18 protein-coding genes are annotated in these 18,289 nt (G+C 71.6%); 9 read left to right on the top strand and 9 right to left on the bottom strand.

The annotated features are described in order from the left end of the window. Nucleotides 1-15: 15 nt before the first annotated feature. Complete coding sequence (locus ABZ848_RS09980; RefSeq protein ID WP_360828183.1) at nt 16-1,056, bottom strand: LLM class F420-dependent oxidoreductase; 1,041 nt, start codon at nt 1,054-1,056, stop codon at nt 16-18. Between the two features lie 124 nt (nt 1,057-1,180). Between ABZ848_RS09980 and ABZ848_RS09975 the strand changes: the two genes are divergently transcribed. The 6 genes from ABZ848_RS09975 to ABZ848_RS09950 all read left to right on the top strand — a co-directional run bounded on the left by ABZ848_RS09975 (nt 1,181) and on the right by ABZ848_RS09950 (nt 6,000). Next, complete coding sequence (locus ABZ848_RS09975) at nt 1,181-1,855, top strand: response regulator transcription factor (RefSeq protein ID WP_360828180.1); 675 nt, start codon at nt 1,181-1,183, stop codon at nt 1,853-1,855. Nucleotides 1,856-2,010: 155 nt separating this feature from the next. Next, nucleotides 2,011-2,484, top strand: coding sequence for a VOC family protein (locus tag ABZ848_RS09970; protein ID WP_360828177.1), 474 nt, complete (start codon nt 2,011-2,013; stop codon nt 2,482-2,484). A gap of 48 nt (nt 2,485-2,532) precedes the next feature. Further along, a complete protein-coding gene (locus ABZ848_RS09965) occupies nt 2,533-3,357 on the top strand; it encodes an SDR family oxidoreductase (protein WP_360828174.1) in 825 nt (274 codons plus the stop codon). Between the two features lie 178 nt (nt 3,358-3,535). Continuing rightward, complete coding sequence (locus ABZ848_RS09960) at nt 3,536-4,714, top strand: hydroxylase (RefSeq protein ID WP_360828172.1); 1,179 nt, start codon at nt 3,536-3,538, stop codon at nt 4,712-4,714. Next, nucleotides 4,711-5,232, top strand: a complete 522-nt coding sequence (locus ABZ848_RS09955) for a flavin reductase family protein (RefSeq protein ID WP_360828169.1) — start codon at nt 4,711-4,713, stop codon at nt 5,230-5,232. The genes ABZ848_RS09960 and ABZ848_RS09955 overlap by 4 nt, the downstream gene beginning before the upstream one ends. 30 nt (nt 5,233-5,262) lie before the next feature. Continuing rightward, a complete protein-coding gene (locus tag ABZ848_RS09950; protein WP_360828166.1) occupies nt 5,263-6,000 on the top strand; it encodes a hypothetical protein in 738 nt (245 codons plus the stop codon). Between the two features lie 66 nt (nt 6,001-6,066). Here ABZ848_RS09950 and ABZ848_RS09945 read toward each other — a convergent pair whose 3' ends face one another. Then, nucleotides 6,067-6,723, bottom strand: coding sequence for a class I SAM-dependent methyltransferase (locus ABZ848_RS09945; protein ID WP_360828163.1), 657 nt, complete (start codon nt 6,721-6,723; stop codon nt 6,067-6,069). A 57-nt stretch (nt 6,724-6,780) separates the two neighbouring features. Between ABZ848_RS09945 and ABZ848_RS09940 the strand changes: the two genes are divergently transcribed. After that, nucleotides 6,781-7,380: a TetR/AcrR family transcriptional regulator gene (locus tag ABZ848_RS09940; protein WP_360828160.1), complete on the top strand. Its 600-nt coding sequence runs from the start codon at nt 6,781-6,783 to the stop codon at nt 7,378-7,380. Between the two features lie 18 nt (nt 7,381-7,398). Here ABZ848_RS09940 and ABZ848_RS09935 read toward each other — a convergent pair whose 3' ends face one another. The 3 genes from ABZ848_RS09935 to ABZ848_RS09925 all read right to left on the bottom strand — a co-directional run bounded on the left by ABZ848_RS09935 (nt 7,399) and on the right by ABZ848_RS09925 (nt 10,187). Beyond that, nucleotides 7,399-8,157, bottom strand: a complete 759-nt coding sequence (locus tag ABZ848_RS09935; RefSeq protein WP_360828157.1) for an SDR family oxidoreductase — start codon at nt 8,155-8,157, stop codon at nt 7,399-7,401. 7 nt (nt 8,158-8,164) lie between these two features. Beyond that, a complete protein-coding gene (locus ABZ848_RS09930; RefSeq protein ID WP_360828154.1) occupies nt 8,165-8,929 on the bottom strand; it encodes an SDR family NAD(P)-dependent oxidoreductase in 765 nt (254 codons plus the stop codon). 133 nt (nt 8,930-9,062) lie between these two features. Beyond that, the gene (locus ABZ848_RS09925) at nt 9,063-10,187 is read right to left on the bottom strand and encodes an acyl-CoA dehydrogenase family protein (protein WP_360828151.1); all 1,125 of its coding nucleotides are present in this window, start codon (nt 10,185-10,187) and stop codon (nt 9,063-9,065) included. Between the two features lie 98 nt (nt 10,188-10,285). On the opposite strand from ABZ848_RS09925, the gene ABZ848_RS09920 reads away from it, so the two are divergent. Further along, a complete protein-coding gene (locus ABZ848_RS09920) occupies nt 10,286-11,458 on the top strand; it encodes a thiolase family protein (protein ID WP_360828148.1) in 1,173 nt (390 codons plus the stop codon). 251 nt (nt 11,459-11,709) lie between these two features. On the opposite strand, the gene ABZ848_RS09915 is transcribed toward ABZ848_RS09920, so the two are convergent. Genes ABZ848_RS09915 through ABZ848_RS09905 form a run of 3 tightly spaced genes read right to left on the bottom strand, consistent with a single transcriptional unit; the run spans nt 11,710 to nt 15,175 of the window. Beyond that, nucleotides 11,710-12,435: an ABC transporter ATP-binding protein gene (locus ABZ848_RS09915; protein WP_360828145.1), complete on the bottom strand. Its 726-nt coding sequence runs from the start codon at nt 12,433-12,435 to the stop codon at nt 11,710-11,712. Then, a complete protein-coding gene (locus ABZ848_RS09910) occupies nt 12,432-13,244 on the bottom strand; it encodes an ABC transporter ATP-binding protein (RefSeq protein WP_360828143.1) in 813 nt (270 codons plus the stop codon). The genes ABZ848_RS09915 and ABZ848_RS09910 overlap by 4 nt, the downstream gene beginning before the upstream one ends. Further along, a complete protein-coding gene (locus ABZ848_RS09905) occupies nt 13,241-15,175 on the bottom strand; it encodes an ABC transporter permease (protein ID WP_360828140.1) in 1,935 nt (644 codons plus the stop codon). The genes ABZ848_RS09910 and ABZ848_RS09905 overlap by 4 nt, the downstream gene beginning before the upstream one ends. 196 nt (nt 15,176-15,371) lie before the next feature. On the opposite strand from ABZ848_RS09905, the gene ABZ848_RS09900 reads away from it, so the two are divergent. Further along, complete coding sequence (locus ABZ848_RS09900) at nt 15,372-16,622, top strand: ABC transporter substrate-binding protein (protein WP_360828137.1); 1,251 nt, start codon at nt 15,372-15,374, stop codon at nt 16,620-16,622. Nucleotides 16,623-16,668: 46 nt separating this feature from the next. Here ABZ848_RS09900 and ABZ848_RS09895 read toward each other — a convergent pair whose 3' ends face one another. Beyond that, nucleotides 16,669-18,147 carry an aldehyde dehydrogenase family protein gene (locus ABZ848_RS09895; protein WP_360828134.1) on the bottom strand — a complete coding sequence of 493 codons (1,479 nt, stop codon included), beginning with the start codon at nt 18,145-18,147 and terminating at the stop codon, nt 16,669-16,671. Between the last annotated feature and the right edge of the window lie 142 nt (nt 18,148-18,289).

The following is an 18,289-nucleotide window of genomic DNA, read 5'->3' as shown; positions in this document are numbered from 1 at the left end:
ACGCGCGGAGGCGGCTCAGGACACCATCGTCCTGAGCCGTTCGACGTCGGCCAGCCGCCGGGCCTTGGTCGGGGCCAGGGGGCGGATCTGGAGGGTGGTGACCCCGGCCGCGCGGAAGGCCGCGACCCGTTCGGCGACGTGCGAGGCGGGCCCGACGAGGGAGATCGCCCGCAGCAGGTCGGCTGGCACGGCGGCCGCGGCCTCGTCCTTGCGGCCGGAGAGGTACAGGTCCTGGACGGTGGCCGCGGCCGACTCGTAGCCGTAACGGCAGGCGAGGTCGTTGTAGAAGTTGTGGCCGCGCGCCCCCATCCCGCCGATGTACAGGGCGAGTTGGGGCCGGGCCAGGTCGATCAGGTCGTCGACGTCCTCGCCGATGGCCAGCGGCGGCGAGACCACCACGTCGAGGGGACCGAGGGCGGGATCCCGCCGGGCCGAGCCTTCGGCCAGCGCCGGTCCCCACACCTCGGCCGCCCGCTCGGGGTGGAAGAACATCGGCATCCAGCCCTCGGCGATCTCGGCGGCGAGGGCCACGTTCTTCGGCCCGATGGCGGCCAGCACGATCGGGATCCGTTCGCGCACCGGGTGGTTGATCAGCCGGAGCGGCCGGCCGAGTCCCGTGCCTTCCCCGGGCGGCAGCGGGATCCGGTAGTGCCGCCCCTCGTGCACGACCTTCTCGCGGCGCCACACCGACCGGCAGATCTCCACGATCTCCCGGGTCCGGGCCAGGGGAGCGGTGTACGGCTGCCCGTGGAAGCCCTCGATCACCTGCGGCCCGGAGGCGCCGATGCCCAGCGTGAACCGGCCGTCGGAGACGTGGTCGAGCCCGGCCGCCGTCATCGCGGTCAGCGTGGGCGTGCGGGTGTAGATCTGGAGGATCCCGGAGGCGATCTCCAGGCGCTCGGTGCGCGCCGCGATGAACCCGAGCTGGCTGATCGCGTCGAAGGAGTACGCCTCGGGCACGAAGACGATGTCCAGCCCGGCCTTCTCGTATTCGCCGAGCTCGGCGACGGCCTCCTTGAAGCCGCCGCTGTAGCTCAAGGGCATACCGATGCGCATCCGACCCCACCCCTTCCCGCCACGGTAGCGGCAATAAAGTACACTCTATTGGTCGCAAGTCGATAGGGTCGTCGAGTCTGCTGCGTATTACTTGAGTCAAGCAACTTTATGCTACGATGTCCCCATGCGCGACGTCCTCATCGTGGCGGGCGACACCGGCGAGACCGATCTGCTGACCACGACACTGCAGTTGGCGGGCTACACCGTGGCCGACACGGCCGGCACCGGTGTGGAGGGGATCGAGCGGATCCGGCGGCGCCGGTTCGACCTCGTGGTCTGGGACGCGACTCTGCCCGACCTGAAGGACGTGGCGCGGGGACCCAAACCCGACTCGGACGACCTGCCGCCGGTGCTCTTCCTGATCACCTGCGACTACCTCCACACCTTCCTCCCCGGATTCGGGAAGCGGAACGAGGACTACGTCACCAAGCCCGTGCGGACCACCGAGATGCTGGCCCGGGCCGAGGTCCTGCTACGCGGGCGGTCCGCCAAGGGCGTCGCGGGAGCGGTCGGTTACGGCGACCTGGTCCTCGACGACGCCACCTGCCAGGCCCGGCGCGGTGCCAGACCGCTCGGCCTCACGCCCGCCGAATATCGACTGCTGCGGCACCTGCTGGCCAACGCCGAGTGCGTGGTGTCGAAGGAGCAGATCAGCCGGCACGTCTGGGGCGACTTCCGGGCGGGCGACGCCATCGAGAAGCTCGTCTCGCGGCTGCGGCAGAAGGTGAACCAGGACGGGCCCGCGCTGATCCACACCAGCCGCGGGTTCGGCTACTGGCTCGGGCGCGCCCGCGGCTGAACCCGTCACGACCCGGAGATGTGACGCCCGTCACGTCCGGAAATTGTCGGGAAGCCGTCCGTGAAGCGTCAGGCCTCCTCGCTTACCTGTGCCCCACGCACTGACCGCCCGTTTCCGGCCGCCACGCGCCCGGAGCTCGGCAGCGAGGAGACATCATGGCCGGCACCCTGCGACCCGCGGACCAGTTCCATGTGGGCATCGTCGCGGAGGACTTCGAGGCGACCAAGGAGCAGCTCTCCAAGCTGTTCGGCTTCGAGTGGTGCGCGGACATGGGCGGGCCCACCGAGGTGGCCCTGCCCACCGGCGACGCCGTCATCGACTTCCGGTGCGCCTACGCGCGCTCGTCGAGCACGGCGCCCCGGCTGGAGATCGTCCGCAAGACACCCGGAACGCTGTGGGAACCGACCCCCGGCTCCGGCATCCACCACTTCGGCTACTGGTCCGACGACGTCGCGGCCGACGTCGCCGAACTCGAACGCCACGGCTACGTCACCGAGGCGACCCGCGAAGGACCCGACGGCGGACTGTTCTTCGCCTTCCTGCGCAGCGGCGACACGACGGGCTTCCGTGTCGAGCTGGTCAGCAGGGCGGCGCAGCCGTCGCTGGAGCGCGTCTGGGCCACCGACTAGCCCCGGCCCGCCCGAACTCAAGGAACACGCATCACCTAGGAGCAACCCATGACGACCGTAGGGATAGTGACCGGCGCAGGCCGCGGGATGGGGGAGGCGTGCGCACGGCGGCTCGCCGACACCGTGGACGTGCTGCTGCTCGTCGACCTGGACGCCGAGGCCGCCGCGCGCGTGGCGAAGGACCTCAACGACTCCGGAGCGCGGGCCGCGGCCGAGCCGTTCGGCCTCGACGTCACCGACCGCGAGGGGCTGGCCCGGCTCGCCGCGCGGGTCGCCGAGGCCGGCACACTGCGCGCCGTCGCCCACGCGGCCGGTATCTCGCCCACCATGGCCGACTGGCGCCGTATCTTCGAAGTCGACCTCGTCGGCACCGCGCTGCTGGCCGAGGCGCTGCGCCCGCTCGCCACCGAGGGCACCGCGCACGTCTACTTCTCCTCCATGTCCCCGCTGCTCGCCGGGGTCGACCCCGATCCGGCCGTCGGCGAGATCCTCGACGAGCCGCTGCGGGAGGACTTCCTGGACCGGATCCGCGAGGCCGTCGGGCCGGATCTGGAGCAGTCCACCCTCGCCTATCCGTGGGCCAAGTACGGAGTCGCCCGCTTCGCCCGCAAGGAAGCGGTACGGCTCGGACCGGTCGGCGCCCGGGTGTGCTCCCTCGCGCCCGGCATCATCGACACCCCGCAGGGCCGGCAGGAGGCGGCCAAGCAGTCGTCCATGCGGCGGCTGGTCGAGGCCACGCCGCTGGGCCGGACCGGGCGTTCGGAGGAGGTCGCGGCCGTCGTCGCGTTCATGCTCTCCGACGAGGCGAGCTTCCTGAACGGCATCGACGTCCTCGTCGACGGCGGTGTGTTCGCCGCCGTACGGGACAGGTGACCGAAAGAATCCGGACACACATGGGGGCGGACGGGGCGAGCGGCCCGTCCGCCCCCACTCATGTCCCGGTCAGCGGAAAGCGCCCGGCGAGGGTCCCGCGCACGCCCCGACACTGAGGCCGTCTGGCCGCCGGCGACGTGCGGCACAGCGTGGGAACTGTGACCGGGAGGTGTGCGGAGTGACGCATGAAGTGGTCGGCCGTGTCGAGGAGTTGGGCGCCGAACTGGCCGAGCTCGCCGACGAGAACGAGTCACTCGGCAAGCTGAGCGACCGGACCGTCGAACTGCTCCGTTCCGCGGGTGTCATACGGCTCCTGCAGCCCAAGGAGTTCGGCGGCTTCGGCGCCCACCCCCGGGACTTCGCCGAAGCGGTGATGGCGGTCGCGCGGCACGACGGCGCCGCCGGCTGGGTCTGCGGCGTGGTCGGCGTGCACCCCTGGGAGCTGGCCCAGATGGACCCGCGCCTCGCCCACGAGGTGTGGGACGAGGACCCGGACACCTGGATCGCCTCGCCGTACATGCCCAACGGCGTCGCCGACCCGGTGGACGGCGGCTATGTCCTGAGCGGACGCTGGCCGTTCTCCTCCGGCAGCGACCACTGCCGCTGGGACTTCCTGGGCGCCCTCCTCGGCGACGGCAAGGGAAGGCCCGCCGGGCCCATCACCGTGATGCACGTCGTCCTGCCGCGCGACGACTACGAGATCATCGACGGCACCTGGGACGTCGTGGGCCTCGGCGGCACCGGCAGCAAGGACGTCGTCGTCGACAAGGCGTTCGTCCCCGAGTACCGCACGATCCGTCAGGAGGCCGTCCAGGACGGGGCCGCGGCGGGTGCGGCCGGGCTCGACACGCTCTACCGGCTGCCGTTCACCTCCATGTTCCCGCTCGGCATCACCGCCGCGGTCATCGGCATCTGTGAGGGCGCCCTCGCCATCCACCTCGCCCAGCAGAAGGACCGCGTCGCCGTCACCGGCGTCCAGGTCCGCGACGACCCGTACGTCCTCTACGCCGCGGGCGAGGCCGCCGCCGAGATCGCCGCCTCACGCGTCCAGCTCATCGACGGCATCAGCCGGCTGTACGACCAGGTGGAGGCCGGCAAGCCGGTCACCATCGAGGACCGCGCCGACGTACGGCGCAACCAGGTCCGCTGTGCCTGGCGTGCCGTCGCCGCGCTGGACGAGATCTTCGCCCGCTCCGGCGGCAACGCCATCCGGCGCTCCAACCCGATCCAGCGGTACTGGCGGGACGCCCACGTCGGTCTCCAGCACATGATCCACGTGCCCGGGACCGCCTATCACGCCGACGTCCTGGCCAAGATGGGACTCGAGGTGCCCGAGTCGATGCGCGCCGTGATATGAGCCGGCACTTCCGCGACGTGCTCGGCAACTTCCCCACGAGCGTGGTCGCGATCACCACCACGGACACCGAGGACCGGCCGCAGGGCATGATCGTCGGTACCTTCACCTCCGTGTCGCTGGACCCGCCCCTGGTGTCCTTCCTCGCCGACCGCTCCTCCTCGACGCTGCCGACCATCACGGCGGCGGGCCGGTTCTGCGCCAACGCGCTGGCCGGCAACCAGGAACGGCTGTCCCGGCGGATGGCGGGCCCGGCGCAGGAACGCTTCACGGACACCATCTGGCAGGCCTCGGACCTGGGCAATCCCGTGCTGGACGGGATCGTCGCCTGGGTCGACTGCACGGTCGAACAGGTCGTCGAGATCGGCGACCACCTGTTGGTCGTCGGGCGGGTCCAGGACCTGCGCGTCGAATCGCCGAAGACCCCGCTGCTGTTCTTCCGGGGCGGCTACGGCGACTACCTGTCGAGCGCGGGACTGCTGCTCGACAGCCTCGTGGGCTGGCACGAGATCGGCCGGTAGACACCGGCCGGCAGAAGATAGGGAGCCGTAGTGCGAAAAGACCTCTACATAAGACTTGAGCGCATCTCCGCGTGGTGCGGAGTCGTCCTCATGGTGGGCTTCATCGTCGCCTTCAGCGCGGGGCACCTGCTCACCCCGGTGGACCCGCAGATGAGCCCCGCGGACCTCGTCACCTTCCTGCACGACCACCGCACGGGGATCCTGTGGTGCACCGTCATCATGGTGCTGGCCGTGCCCTTCGAGTACCCGTACGTCGTCGTGACGAGCCTTCAGATGAAGCGCGTGGAGGGCGGCTGGGGACTGCTGTCCATGATCCAGCTGACCACCGGTGTGGTCGCTCCGCTGGGCTTCTTCTTCCCCTTGGCCATCCTCTCCGCCGCCGCGTACCGGCCGGAGATCCACTCGCCCGACGTGCTGTCCGCGATGACCGACACCTTCAACCTGATGCTGGTCGGCAACGCGTGCATCTTCGTCCTCCAGGTCTGGTCGATCGGCTACACGGCCTTCATCGACCACCGTGAGAAGCAGGTGTTCCCCAGGTGGTACGGCTGGCTGAGCATCGTGCTGGGCGTCCTGCTCATCCCGGGCGCCTTCGTCTTCGTCGTCCACAGCGGCCCGTTCGCCTGGAACGGCCTGCTCGCCAACGTCATCCCCTCGCTGACCTACTTCGTCTGGAAGGTCGCCACCCCCTATGTACTGCTCAAGGCGATCAAGTCGGAGGAGCAGGAGCTGACCGAGAACGCACCGTCCGAGCCCGCGACGGTGTAGACAGCGCCAACCCCTGTGGCCGTGCCCCGAGTCGGACTCGCGGGGCACGGCCGCTGCGGTTGCGTGTCACAGGCGGCAGCTGATCTCCATCCCGTCCTCGACGGGGAAGCTGACGCTGCGATAGCCGCTCGCAGGGTCCCGTACGTGGTCGAGGTACGGCCGCATGCTCTCGAAGGTCACGTCGTCGGCCACCACGAGGGTGCCCGGCGCCAGGCGCGGCTCCAGCAGCCGGAGCACCGGCAGGCAGAGGTCCTTCCAGCCGTCGAGGAGCACGAAGTCGGCCGGCGCGTCGAGGCCGCCGAGGCTTTCCCGGGCATCCCCCTCCAGCACGGTGATGAGGTCGTCGAGGCCGGTCTCGGCGAAGGTGCGGTGCGCGGCGGCGATCTTCTCCTTGCTGAGCTCCGTGGTGACGACCCGTCCGGTGCCGTTGTCCCGGACCGCGGCCGCCAGATACAGAGTGGAGATGCCGTACGACATCCCGAACTCGACGACCGTGGCCGGGCGGACGGCGCGGACCAGGCTGTAGAGGAGATCCCCGCCCGAGGCCGAGACCGGCATGTAGATCCGCGCGGCGGCGTCGGCCTGCTCCTGCGGGGACATCGACGCCCAGCCGGATCCCCAGCCGGCCCGGTCCGCGACGTCGCCGTCCTGCTCGGCCTGCGCGAACATCCGGCGCAGTGCGGTCTCGACCCGGGGGTCGGCGAGCGTGTGTGTATGCGTCATGCGCGCTAGAGTAGACGCAACGTTGCGTCAGCTCTAGAGGATTACGGAGGCGGCGGCATGACACCCGGTGCGGTACGGCGTCACCACGGCAACCGGCACGGCCGCAGCGAAGAGGCCCGGCAGGCCGTACTGGAGGCCGCCGACGACCTCCTCGTGGAGAAGGGCTTCGCCGGAGTCACCATGGAGGGCATCGCCGCGCGCGCCGGGGTGGCCAAGCAGACGATCTACCGGTGGTGGAGCACCAAGACCGAGGTGCTGATGGACACCTTCCTCCAGGACGCCGTCGAGGACCTGACCCCGCCCGACACCGGCGACCTCGCCGCCGATCTGCGCGCCTACCTGCGCCAACTGGCCTGGTTCATCGGCGAGTCCGACCCCGGTGCCGTCTTCCGGGCGTTGCTCGCCCACGCGCAGCACGACGCGGCGTTCGCCGGGGAGTTCCGGTCCCGCTGCCTGGCCCCGCAGCGCGAACGCGACCGGCTGCTGCTCGAACGGGCCGTGGCCGACGGCCGGTTGCCCGCCGGGCTCGACGTGGACGCCGAGGCGGACCTCCTCGTCGGCCCGCTGTACTACCGCGTCCTGGTGTCGTCCGGACCGGTCGACGAGGGGTTCACCGACACCCTCGTCGACGCCTTCCTCCTCCGGCACGGCGGCTGAGCCACTCCGCTGCCGTGCCTACACCGACAGCGCGAACCCACCCGTTACCCGCAGGGTTTCGCCGGTCACGAAGGACGCCTTCGACGAGACCAGGTACAGCAGCGCCTCGACGATGTCCTGCTCCCGGCCCGCCTGACGCAGGATCTGCTCACCGAGCACACGTTCCGCCTCGGCCTCGGACAGCTGCGCGCGCACGGTGTCGGTGAGGATGAGGCCCGGCGCGATGGCGTTGACCCGGATGCCGGCGTCCGCGAACTCCCGCGCGAAGGCGACCGTCAGGCCCCGTACGGCGAGCTTGGAGACGCCGTAGATGCTGCGGTTCGCGTACGCCGCCGAGGACGAGATGTTGACGATGGAGGCGCCCGGGCGGCCCCGCATGACCTCCCGGGCGGCGAGCGAGCAGATGATGACGCCCATGACGTTGACGTCGAGCACGCGTCGCACGTTGGCGAGGCCGAGTTCGGTGAACGGCCTGTTGTAGGCGGCGTGCAGACCGGCGTTGTTGATCAGGATGTCGAGTCCGCCGTGCAGTTCGGCGATCTCGGCCACGACGGCGCCGACCTGGTCCTCGTCGGCCACGTCGCAGGCGACCCCGGTCGCGCTCCCGCCCTTGGCGGTGATCTCCGCCGCCGCCTGCGCCGCGACCTCGCCGTCGATGTCGGCGAGCACGACATGCGCGCCGAGCGCCGACAGCGCCTCGCCGAAGGCCTTGCCGAAGCCCCGCCCGCCTCCGGTGACGAGGGCGACCCGGCCCGCGTGTTCCGTGTTGTCCGGCATCAGCACCTCACCTGGGTCCGAACCGCTGGCCGGCGTCCAGCCGCAGGCACTGTCCGTTCAGCATCGGGTTGTCGACGACGGCCAGGGCGAGCCTGGCGTACTCCTCGGGCCGGCCGAGCCGCCGCGGGAACGCCGCGTCCTTCACCAGCGCGGCGCGCGTCTCTGCGGGGATCTTCTCGGTGGCGCCCGTCTCGAACAGGCTCGGCGCGATGGCGACCACGCGGATGCCGAGCGAGCCGAGGTCGCGGGCCATGGTCAGGCTCATCCCGGCGATGGCCGCCTTGGCCGCCGAGTAGGCGACCTGGCCGATCTGTCCCTCGAACGCGGCGATCGAGGACGTGTTGACGATGACACCGCGTTCACCGTCGGGTTCCTCGGGTTCGTTGCGGCTCATGTGGGCGGCGGCGAGACGGCTGATGTTGAAGGTCGCCACGGCGTTGAGGTCGAGCACCCGGCGGAAGGTCTCCAGGTCGTGCGGGCCGTCCTTGCCGAGCGTGCGGCGTACGGTGCCCCCGCCCGCCGTGGTGACCGACACGTGCAGTCCGCCTAGCGCGTCCACGGCCTCGGCCAGCGCGCTCTCGGTCGCCTCGAACTCCGTCACGTCGACGGGATGGAAGCTCCCCCCGAACGCGGCGGCGACCTCGGCTCCCGCCGACGCCGGACGATCGAGTACGGCGACGTCGGCGCCGCGGGCCGCGAGCAGCTCGGCGGTGGCCCGGCCCATGCCGGAGGCGCCGCCGAACACCACGGCCTTCTTGCCCTTGATCTCCATCGGCAACCTTTCGGATCGTTCGCTCGGGTCGGTTCGCTCGCCGACGTCGGGCCGGCAGTCCCATGGCGGCGCTTGCGCTCCCACTGGCGGCTCGGGCACTCGCGGAGGCGCCCGCGTCAGCCGCCGCGAGCCCTCACGCCTTCGCGGAAGCCCCGCGCAGCAGCCCGCACAGCCGGTCGCGGTGCACCGCCGCGTCGCCGTGCAGCACGCTGTCGGTCCGGGCGCGGCGCAGGTGGAGGTGGAGGTCGTGCTCCCAGGTGAAGCCGATGCCGCCGTGCAACTGGAGTGCGCGGGCGGCGACTTCGGGGGCCCCGGACGCGACGTACGAGGCCGCGGCACAGACGGCGCGCTCGGCGTCGTCCGCGTCCGCGTCGACGGCCATCGCGGCATACGCGGTGGCGGCCCGGGCGCCATGCACCAACAGCGCCATGTCCGCGCACGCGTGCTTGACGGCCTGGAACGTGCCGATGGGCCGCCCGAACTGCACGCGAGACGTGGTGTGTTCGACGGTGAGCTCCAGCATGCGCTCCATCACCCCGAGCGCGTCGGCGCACCGCAGTACCGAGGCCTCGTCGAGGCACCGCTGGATCTCCGCGGGCCCGCCGCCCAGGCGACGCGTGCGCGGGATCCGTACGCCTTTGAAACGGACCTCGTGGAACGAGCGGGTCAGGTCCAGGGCCTGCTGCCTGCGGACGGTGACCCCGGGGGCCGTCCGGTCGACGAGGAACGACGCCGGGACCCCGTCGTGAAGTGCGGTGACCAGCAGCCGGCGGGCGCCGCCGGCGTCCTGCACCGCCGTCTTGACCCCGTCGAGGACGATCGCGTCTCCGTCGGTCCTGGCCGTGGCACGGATGCCGTCGAGCGACCACGGGGCGTGCGGTTCGGCGAAGGCCCAGGCGGCCCACTCCGATCCGGCGGCCAGCCCGGGCAGCACCTCGGCCCGCAGCTCTGGCGAGCCCGCGGCGGCCAGCGCCCGGCCGACGATCCCGGTGGGCGCGAACGGGCCCCGCCCGAGCGCCCGTCCGATCTCCTCGGCGACGAGGGCGAGTTCCACCAGGCCCTGTCCCGCGCCGCCGTACTCCTCGGGCAGCCCCAGTCCGGGCCAGCCGAGGTCGGCGGTCAGCCGCCACACCTCGGGATCGACGTCCTCGTCACGGTCCGCCCACGCCCGTACGTGCTCGATCGGGGCCCGGTCCGACAGCAGGTCGCGCGAGGCCTCGCGCAGCATGTCCTGCTCCTCGCTGAGCTCGAAGTTCACCCCAGCAAGGTATCCTCTTTTATCTCCAAGGTCGAGGTGTTGGCGCGATATGCGAGACCACCTATCGGCCGCCCACTCATTTAAGTACTCTGAATTACATGGTTGATGCCGTTCTTCTCTCCGCGTGCCGCACCGCGATCGGGACCGCCCGCCGGGGAACCCTGCGGGACACCGACGCCTTCGAACTCGCCACCGTCGTCGTCCGCGAGGCCGCGCAGCGCAGCGGGCTGCCGCCCGAGACGATCGACGACGTGGTGCTCGGCGAATCCCTCGCCGGTGGCGGCGACATCGCCCGGTACGCGGCGCTGGAGGCGGGGCTGACCCACGTCCCCGGCCTGGCGCACAACCGGCACTGCGCCTCGGGGCTCGCGAGCGTGGCCACCGCGGCCGCGAGCGTGCGGGCCGGGATGGACCGGGCGGTCATCGCGGGCGGCACGCACTCCTCGTCCACGGCACCGGTGGCACGTCGGCGGATTCCGGGCACCGACGACTGGCTGGACCCCTGGATGGCGCCGACCCATGTCCCGAGGCCCGGGGCGCCGAACGACGACATGGCGGTCCTGGTCGGCTGGAACACCGCAAGGCTCGCCGGCCTCACCCGCGAGGAGATGGACGGCTGGGCGCTGCGTTCGCACGAGCGGGCCGTACGGGCCGTCGACGAGGGCCGGTTCACCGACGAGATCGTGCCGGTCAAGGTCACCGGCCGGGACGGAGCGACCTCGGTCTTCGACACCGACGAGCATCCGCGCCGCGACACCAGCGCGGAGAAGCTGGGCGCGCTGAAGGTGCTGCACCCCGAGATCGAGGGGTTCTCCATCACGGCCGGCAACTCCAGCGGCGTCAACGACGGGGCGGCGGCGGTCGTCGTCGCCGGGTCCGACCTGGCCGCCGCGCACGGACTCACGCCCATCGCGACCATCCGCTCCTGGGCGAGCGTTGGGGTGGACCCCGTGGAGACGGGGCTCGCGCCGATCGCCGCGATCTGCAAGGCCCTCGACCGGGCCGGGCTCGGCATCGACGACGTCGACCTGTTCGAGGTCAACGAGGCCTTCGCCGCGGTCGCCGTCGCCACCACCCGCGAGCTGGGCCTCGACCCCGAGCGGGTCAACCCCTTCGGCAGCGGCTGCAGCCTCGGCCACCCCATCGCGACCACCGGCACCCGCATGGTCGTGACCCTGGCGCACGAACTGCGCCGCCGGGGCGGCGGCACCGCGGTCGCGGCCATGTGCGGGGGCGGCGGCATGGGGTCGGCGATGGTGCTGTCGGTGTGAACGGCGGTGCCGCGAGCCGGAGTTGAGGGCCAGGGCGCGAGCACGGCGCCCTGACTCCGAACGGCGCCGGGCCGATGGCCGGGGCGCGAGCACGGCGCCCTGACTCCGAACGGCGCCGGGCCGATGGCCGGGGTGCGAGCACGGCGCTCTGACCCGGGACGGCGCGGGCCGAGGGGCGGGGTGGTGGCGCGGCGCCCGTCTCCCGAACGGCGCTCGCCGACGCCGGAGTTGCCGGGGCAGGGCGTCCGTGCTCAGGCAGCCGTGGCCTCCCCGAGATAGCGGCGCAGCAATTCCGGTCCGGCCAGCCGCGCCTCGCCCGCCCACGCGATCCGCCCCCGCCGCAGGACCAGGCAGTGGTCCGCGAAGTCGAGTGCCCGGCTCGCGAACTGCTCGATCATGACGACCGCCACGCCCGCGGCCCGGGCCCGGCGCAGGCTCTCGAAGACCACGTCGACCATCTTCGGCGCGAGCCCCAGCGACAGCTCGTCGGCGATCACCAGCCTCGGGTCCACCATCAGCGCCCGGGCGAGGGACAGCATCTGCTGCTCGCCGCCCGACAGCGTCCCCGCCGCCTGCCGCTGCCGCTCCCCGAGCACCGGGAAGATCGCGAAGGCCCGGTCGAGGGCCGCCTGCCTGCCGCGCCGGTCGCAGGCCGTGGCCATCCGCAGGTTCTCCAGGACGGTCAGCGTGGGGAACACCCCGCGGCCCTCGGGGAGATGGACCAGCCCGGCCCGCCGGATCGCGTCAGGCGCCAGTCCGGTGAGCTCGCGGCCGTCGAGCGTAAAGGAACCGGCGGCGGCCGGCACCAGTCCCGAAAGGGCCCTGGCCAGCGTGCTCTTGCCGGCGCCGTTCGGCCCCAGCACGGCGAGGGCGCTGTTGGGCGGCAGGTCGAAGGTGATGTCCCGCAGCGCTTGGGCCGTCCCGTAGCGGACGGTCAGGTCGCGGACGGCGAGCAGGGGAGGGGTGGTGACGGTCATGCGGACGTCCTTTCCTCGCCGTGGCCCGCGCCCAGGTAGGCCGCGCGTACGGCAGGGTCCCGGCGCACCTCGGCGGGCGAGCCCTCGCTGATCTTGACGCCGAAGTCGATGACGTGGACCACGTCGCTCATCCCCAGCACGAGTTCGACGTCGTGTTCGACCAGCAGCAGCGACACCCCGTGGTCGGCCACGACCCGGGAGAGCGTCGCGGCCAGCTCGTCCGTCTCGCGCGCGTCGAGCCCCGACGACGGCTCGTCGAGGAGCAGCACACCAGGGTCGACGGCGAGCGCCCGGGCGATCTCCAGCAGCCGGCTCGTGCCCAACGGCAGCCCGGACACCGGCCGTTCGGCCTGCGCCGTCAGCCCGAGCGCCGCGAGCAGCGCGTCGGCCCGCCGGTCCTCGTCGTCGGGCGCCCGCCGGAAGCCGCCCCCGGTGACGAGGTCCGTCCAGATCCGGTGCCGGGTGTGCCGCAGCCGGTACGCCAGCACCACGTGCTCGCGGACGGTCAGCCCCGGGAACAGCTCCGGATGCTGGAAGGTGCGCGCGAGCCCGCGTCTGGCCCGGGCCTGCGCGCTGGAACGGGTGACGTCGTGACCGTCCATCAGAACCGAGCCGGCAGTCGGCGCGAGCAGCCCGGAGAGTACGGCGAACAGCGTGCTCTTGCCCGCCCCGTTGGGCCCCACGAGGCCGACGACCGAAGCAGGCGGCACCGCCAGATCGACCTCGCTCAGCGCCACCAGCCCACCGAAGCGGACGGTGACGCCCCGGGCCTCGATGCGCGCAGGTGTCGTAACGGATGCTCCGCTCATACGAGTTCTCCCTGAGGCGTCGAAGGCTCCTCGGCGACCGCTCGCCGGCCCTGCCGCCACCGGCTCAGCTGACCCAGTTGCCGGGCGTGCATCGCGATGACGCCCTCGGGGTTGTGGGCGAGCATGACCGCGCCGAAGCCGAACATGATGACCGGGACCTCGGCCCACCGCGTCGGCAGATACGTCTGGAACACGCTGGGCAGCACGGCGAACGCCACCCCGGCGACCAGCGCCCCGACCACCGGCCGCGCGCCGACGGTGACCAGGACGGCCAGCCACACCAGTCCGGTGAACGGGTTGAAGGAGTCGGGCAGCGCCGACTGGTAGGCGAGGGCGAGGAGGCCGCCGCCGACCGCGGCGACGAAGGTGGCGACGGCGGAGACCAGGACCTTGACCGGCACGATGCCGAGACCCAGCGTGCGGGAGCCGGTCTCGCTCCACCGGACCGCCGTCACCGCGAGGCCCGCCGTCGAGCGCCGCAGGTTGACCACGAACAGGCCGAGCACGGCGAAGACCGCGAGCGCGAGCAGCGCGAACGTCCGGTTGTCCAGGGCCCATTCGGGGCGCGGCATGAAGATGCCCTGGCCCGAGTTGTAGAAGCGGTCCCGCATGAAGACCAGGTTCTGCGCGAGGAGCCCGAAGGTGAGGGTCACCAGCGCGACGTACAGGTTGCCCAGGCGGATCGTCAGCAGGCCGAGCACCACGCCGACCGGGACCACGCACAGCGCGGCGACGAGGACCGCCGCCAGCGGCGGCCAGCCGGAGTTCGTGGTCAGGTCGGCGGCGAGCAGGGCGCCGAATCCCGCGAAGGTGATCTGGCACAGCCAGATCATGCCGCCTTCGCCGGTGACCAGCGTGCAGGACAGCAGAGCCGTCGCCATCGCGATGCCCGTGGCCGTCAGCCCCGTCCAGAAGTCGTCGAGGACCAGGGGGAGACAGGCCACGACGGCGAGCGTCAGCAGCGGGGCGGCGAAACCCGTCGAGGTGGCGGCGGTGGGGGCGCCCGTGCTCTCCGTGCGGACCGCGCGGTCCAGCACGGTCCCCGTCGGAGCGTCGCCCGCCCTGCCGCGCAGCGCGTGGGCGAGAAGGAAGACCAGCATGAACAGGAAGGGCACGCTCGGCACGATCTGTGCGGCGAGCGCGCTCTGCGGATCGAGGTAGCGCTGGATCACACTGGTGACGACACCCATGGCCAGGGCCACGCCGACGGCCGTCGGCAGACTGCGCAGCCGGGCCGCCACCACGGCCGCGAAGGCGGCCGCCATCAGGAAGGTCATCCCGTCCACCGACAGCCCGGCGGTGGGCGCGACCAGGACCCCGGCAAGCCCGGCCAGCAGCGCGCTGAACGCCCACACCCCGACCGACACGCGCCCGGGACTGACGCCCGACATCGCGGTCAGGGCCTCGGAGTCCACCAGGGCACGGACCTTGAGGCCGGTGTCGGTGTACCGCAGCAGCACGGTGCCGACGACCAGGACCGCGGCGAGACCGGCGTACGTGATCAGCTGGTTCATGTCGACCACCGCGCCGAACGGCCGGTACACCGCGACCGGTTGGGGCGCGAGGCCCGGCGCGGTGACGTTCACCAGCTGCCCGAGCACCAGGTTCACCAGGGGCGGCAGCGCCACCGACAGACCGATCGTGGCGACGATCTTCACCAGCGGCGAGCGCAGCCGCAGATGCCGGAACAGCACCGCGTACAGCAGCACGCCGAGCCCCGGCCCGAACAGGCCGATCGCGACGACGGCGGCGAGCGGAAGCGGCCAGCCCTGCTCGACGTACAGGAAGTAGTAGAAGCGGGCGACGGCGAACGCCATGGCGCCGAAGGCGAAGTTGAAGACGCCCGACGAGACATGGGTGACGACCAGTGAGGCCGCGGCGATGGCGTAGACGGCCCCGAGGGCGAGGCCGGCGATGACGTAGGAGAGCAACGACGGCCTCCTGGAAGGTCGTGCTCGGAAGAGCAGCGGGTACCGATTAAAGTGCGCTCATAAGGGGGTCACGTCAACCCTCAGAGGGCATTTCGCCGCGCGAAGCGGTGACAAAGGATACTTAATATGCTCCACTGTGCCTCGCGGACCACCTGTCGGAACCGTCGCTCGACGGGCCGGGGACGGAGGAGAGCACATGAGAAGAGTCGGTGCCATCGCAACCTGGACCAGCGCCGCCCTGCTGGTGCTCGCGGCCTGCGGCAAGGGCGGATCGACCGGCGCGGACACGAGCGGGCCGGTCAAGGTGGGTGTGCTGACCTCGCTGAGCGGAGCGGCCGCCGCGCACTACGCCGACACGGAGAGCGGGGTGAAGGCGCGGCTCGCGGCCTACAAGGCGGCGGGCGGCAAGTGCGCCGCGCGCGGCTTCGACGTGGAGATGGGCGACGACCAGTCCACACCCCAGGGCGCGCTCACCGCGGCCCAGCGCCTGGTGCAGCAGAAGCACGTGTACGCCGTGCTGCCGGTGAGCACCTACTTCTACGGCGCCGGGCAGTACGCCGGCAGCCAGGCGTCCGGCACCCCGTTCCTCGGCGGCGCCTTCGACGGCGGCGAGCAGTGGTTCGACCCGAAGTACCACAACCTCTTCCCGGCGATGTCCGGCACCGACTACGACCGCGCCGCGACCACGCTCGGCGCGTACTGGAAGAAGCTCGGCGGCACCAAGGTCGCCGTCGTCGCCTACAACACCCCGAGCTCCGCCAAGGCCGCCGAGGGAGCCGCGGTCTCCGCCGAACACGCAGGCCTGACAAGGGGTTACGTCAACGAGCGCATCCCCTTCGGCAGCAGCGACGTCGGTCCGATCGTCCTCGGCATCAAGAAGTCCGGCGCCGACGTGCTCTACGCGCCCGTCATCCCGGAGACGGGCTTCGCGCTCGCCACCGGCCTGCGCCGGGCGGGCGTCAAGATGAAGTCGATCCTGCTGGCCACCGGTTACGGCGCCGACCTCCTCAAGTCCCCGCCGACGCTGAAGGTCGCGCAGGGCGTCGGCTTCATGACCTCGTACGCGCCCGTCGAGACGGACACCAAGGCGACCGAGGCCTGGTCCGCGGCGCTCAAGAAGTACGCCAAGTCCGCCTCCGGCATCCCCTCCTTCTCCCAGGCGGTCGGCTGGATCAGCGCCGACCTGCTGCTGCACGGCCTGGAGAAGGCGGGCTGCACCGCGAGCCAGGACCAGCTGATGGACGCGCTGCGCACCGACAAGAGCTGGACCGCCGGCGGACTCTTCCCGAAGCCCGCCGACTTCGCGAACAAGGGGACCTATTCGGTCGGCGGCCCCGGCGACTGCACCTTCGTATCGCTCCTGAAGGGCGAGAAGTTCGTGCCGGACCCGGCGGGCGCACCGGCCTGCGGTGAGCAGATACCGGGCGTGAAGGTCAGCATCAAGTAAGCACCGAGGGGCGGCACGCCGACCCGCGTGCCGCCCGCCCGGCCGCTCAGCGCGCGGTCCAGCTCACCGTCTTCGTCTGCAGGTACTCGTCGAGCCCGAACTCGCCCCACTCCCGGCCGAGTCCGCTCTGCTTGTAGCCGCCGAACGCGGCCCGGGGGATCACTCCGGCGCTGCTCGCGTTGACGGCGACCGCGCCGGTCCGGACACGGGACGCCATCTCGTACGCGGCCACGGTGTCGGCGCTCCACACGGCGCCGGCGAGGCCGTACGGGCTGTCGTTCGCGATCCGCACCGCCTCCTCGTCGTCGGCGAAGGGGATGACGACACCGACCGGGCCGAAGAACTCCGTGCGCGCGATGGTCATGGAGTTGTCGACGCCGGTGAAGAGCGTGGGTTCGACGAAGTAGCCGCGGTCGAGACCGGGAGGCCTGCGGCCGCCGCAGACGAGCCGGGCTCCCTCCTCCTCGCCGACGCGGATCAGCTTCTCGACCTTGTCCCGCTGCGCCTCGCTGATCAGCGGACCCATGGTGGTTGCCGGGTCGGCCGGATCGCCGACCTTCACCTTCGCGAGGGCCGCGGTCAGCCGGGAGACGAACTCGTCGTGCGCGGACTCGTGGACGATCGTGCGGGTGAGCAGCGAACAGCCCTGTCCCGCATGGGCGGTGATGCCCATGAGCGCCGCGCGCACCGCGCCGTCGAGGTCGCCGTCGGCACGGACGATGTTGACGGACTTGCCGCCGAGTTCCAGGACGACCTTCTTCAGAGAGGCCGCGGCCTGCGCGTAGACCATGCGCCCGACCGTGTCCGACCCGGTGAAACTGACGAGGTCCACCATGGGGTGGGTGGTCAGCTCACGCCCCGCCTCCACGTCACCGGTCACGATGTTGAGCACTCCCGGCGGCAGCCCGGCCGCGTCCGCGAAGCCGCCGATCAGCAGGGACTCCAGGGGAGTCGTGGGCGCGGGCTTGAGCACGGCGGTGCAGCCCGCCGCGAGGGCCGGGATCACCTTCATCATGCTGAGGAAGAAGGGGAAGTTGTACGCCGATATCAGCGCGCACACCCCGAACGCCTCACGACGCAGCACTCCCTGGGTGATGCCCATGCCCGGCGTGATCGTCGGATCCATCGGCCGCTCCCAGTCGAAGCGGGGCATCACCCGCTCGGCCATGTCCCGCAGATGGGCCACCGGAACCCGCGTCTGCAGCGACTCGGCCAGTGCCCGGACCGAGCCCGCCTCGGCCATGTTCACGGCCACCAGCTCGGGCAGCCTGCGCTCCATCTCCTCGGCCATGCGCAGCAGCACGGCCGCCCGCTCGGCGGGCCGCATCCGAGGCCACGGTCCCTCGTCGAAGGCGCGCCGGGCCGCCTCGACGGCCTGCCGTACGTCCGCCGCCGACGAGCCCGGGACCTCGGCGATCGTCTCCTCGGTCGCGGGGTTGCGGACGAGGACCGGGGTGTCCGCCCGGCCGTCGGTCCGGCGCCCGTCGATGTAGAGCCGCGCGGAGAACGAGTACGCCGTCGCCATGTGCCGTCTCCTGATCACCAGCCGATGCGTCAATTTAAGTGTACTGAATTGCTGCTGCTGGAGAAGGGTGATGCGCGGGTCAGTGTGAGGTCAGGGATCTGTCAGCTTCCTGTAGCAAAGCAACCCGCTATTCCGTATGCGT

Source organism: Streptomyces sp. NPDC047081 (genome assembly GCF_040643775.1).
In the GTDB taxonomy this organism is placed as follows: domain Bacteria; phylum Actinomycetota; class Actinomycetes; order Streptomycetales; family Streptomycetaceae; genus Streptomyces.
Note: the sequence above shows the minus strand (reverse complement) of the source record. Positions and strands in the feature narration are given on the sequence as shown.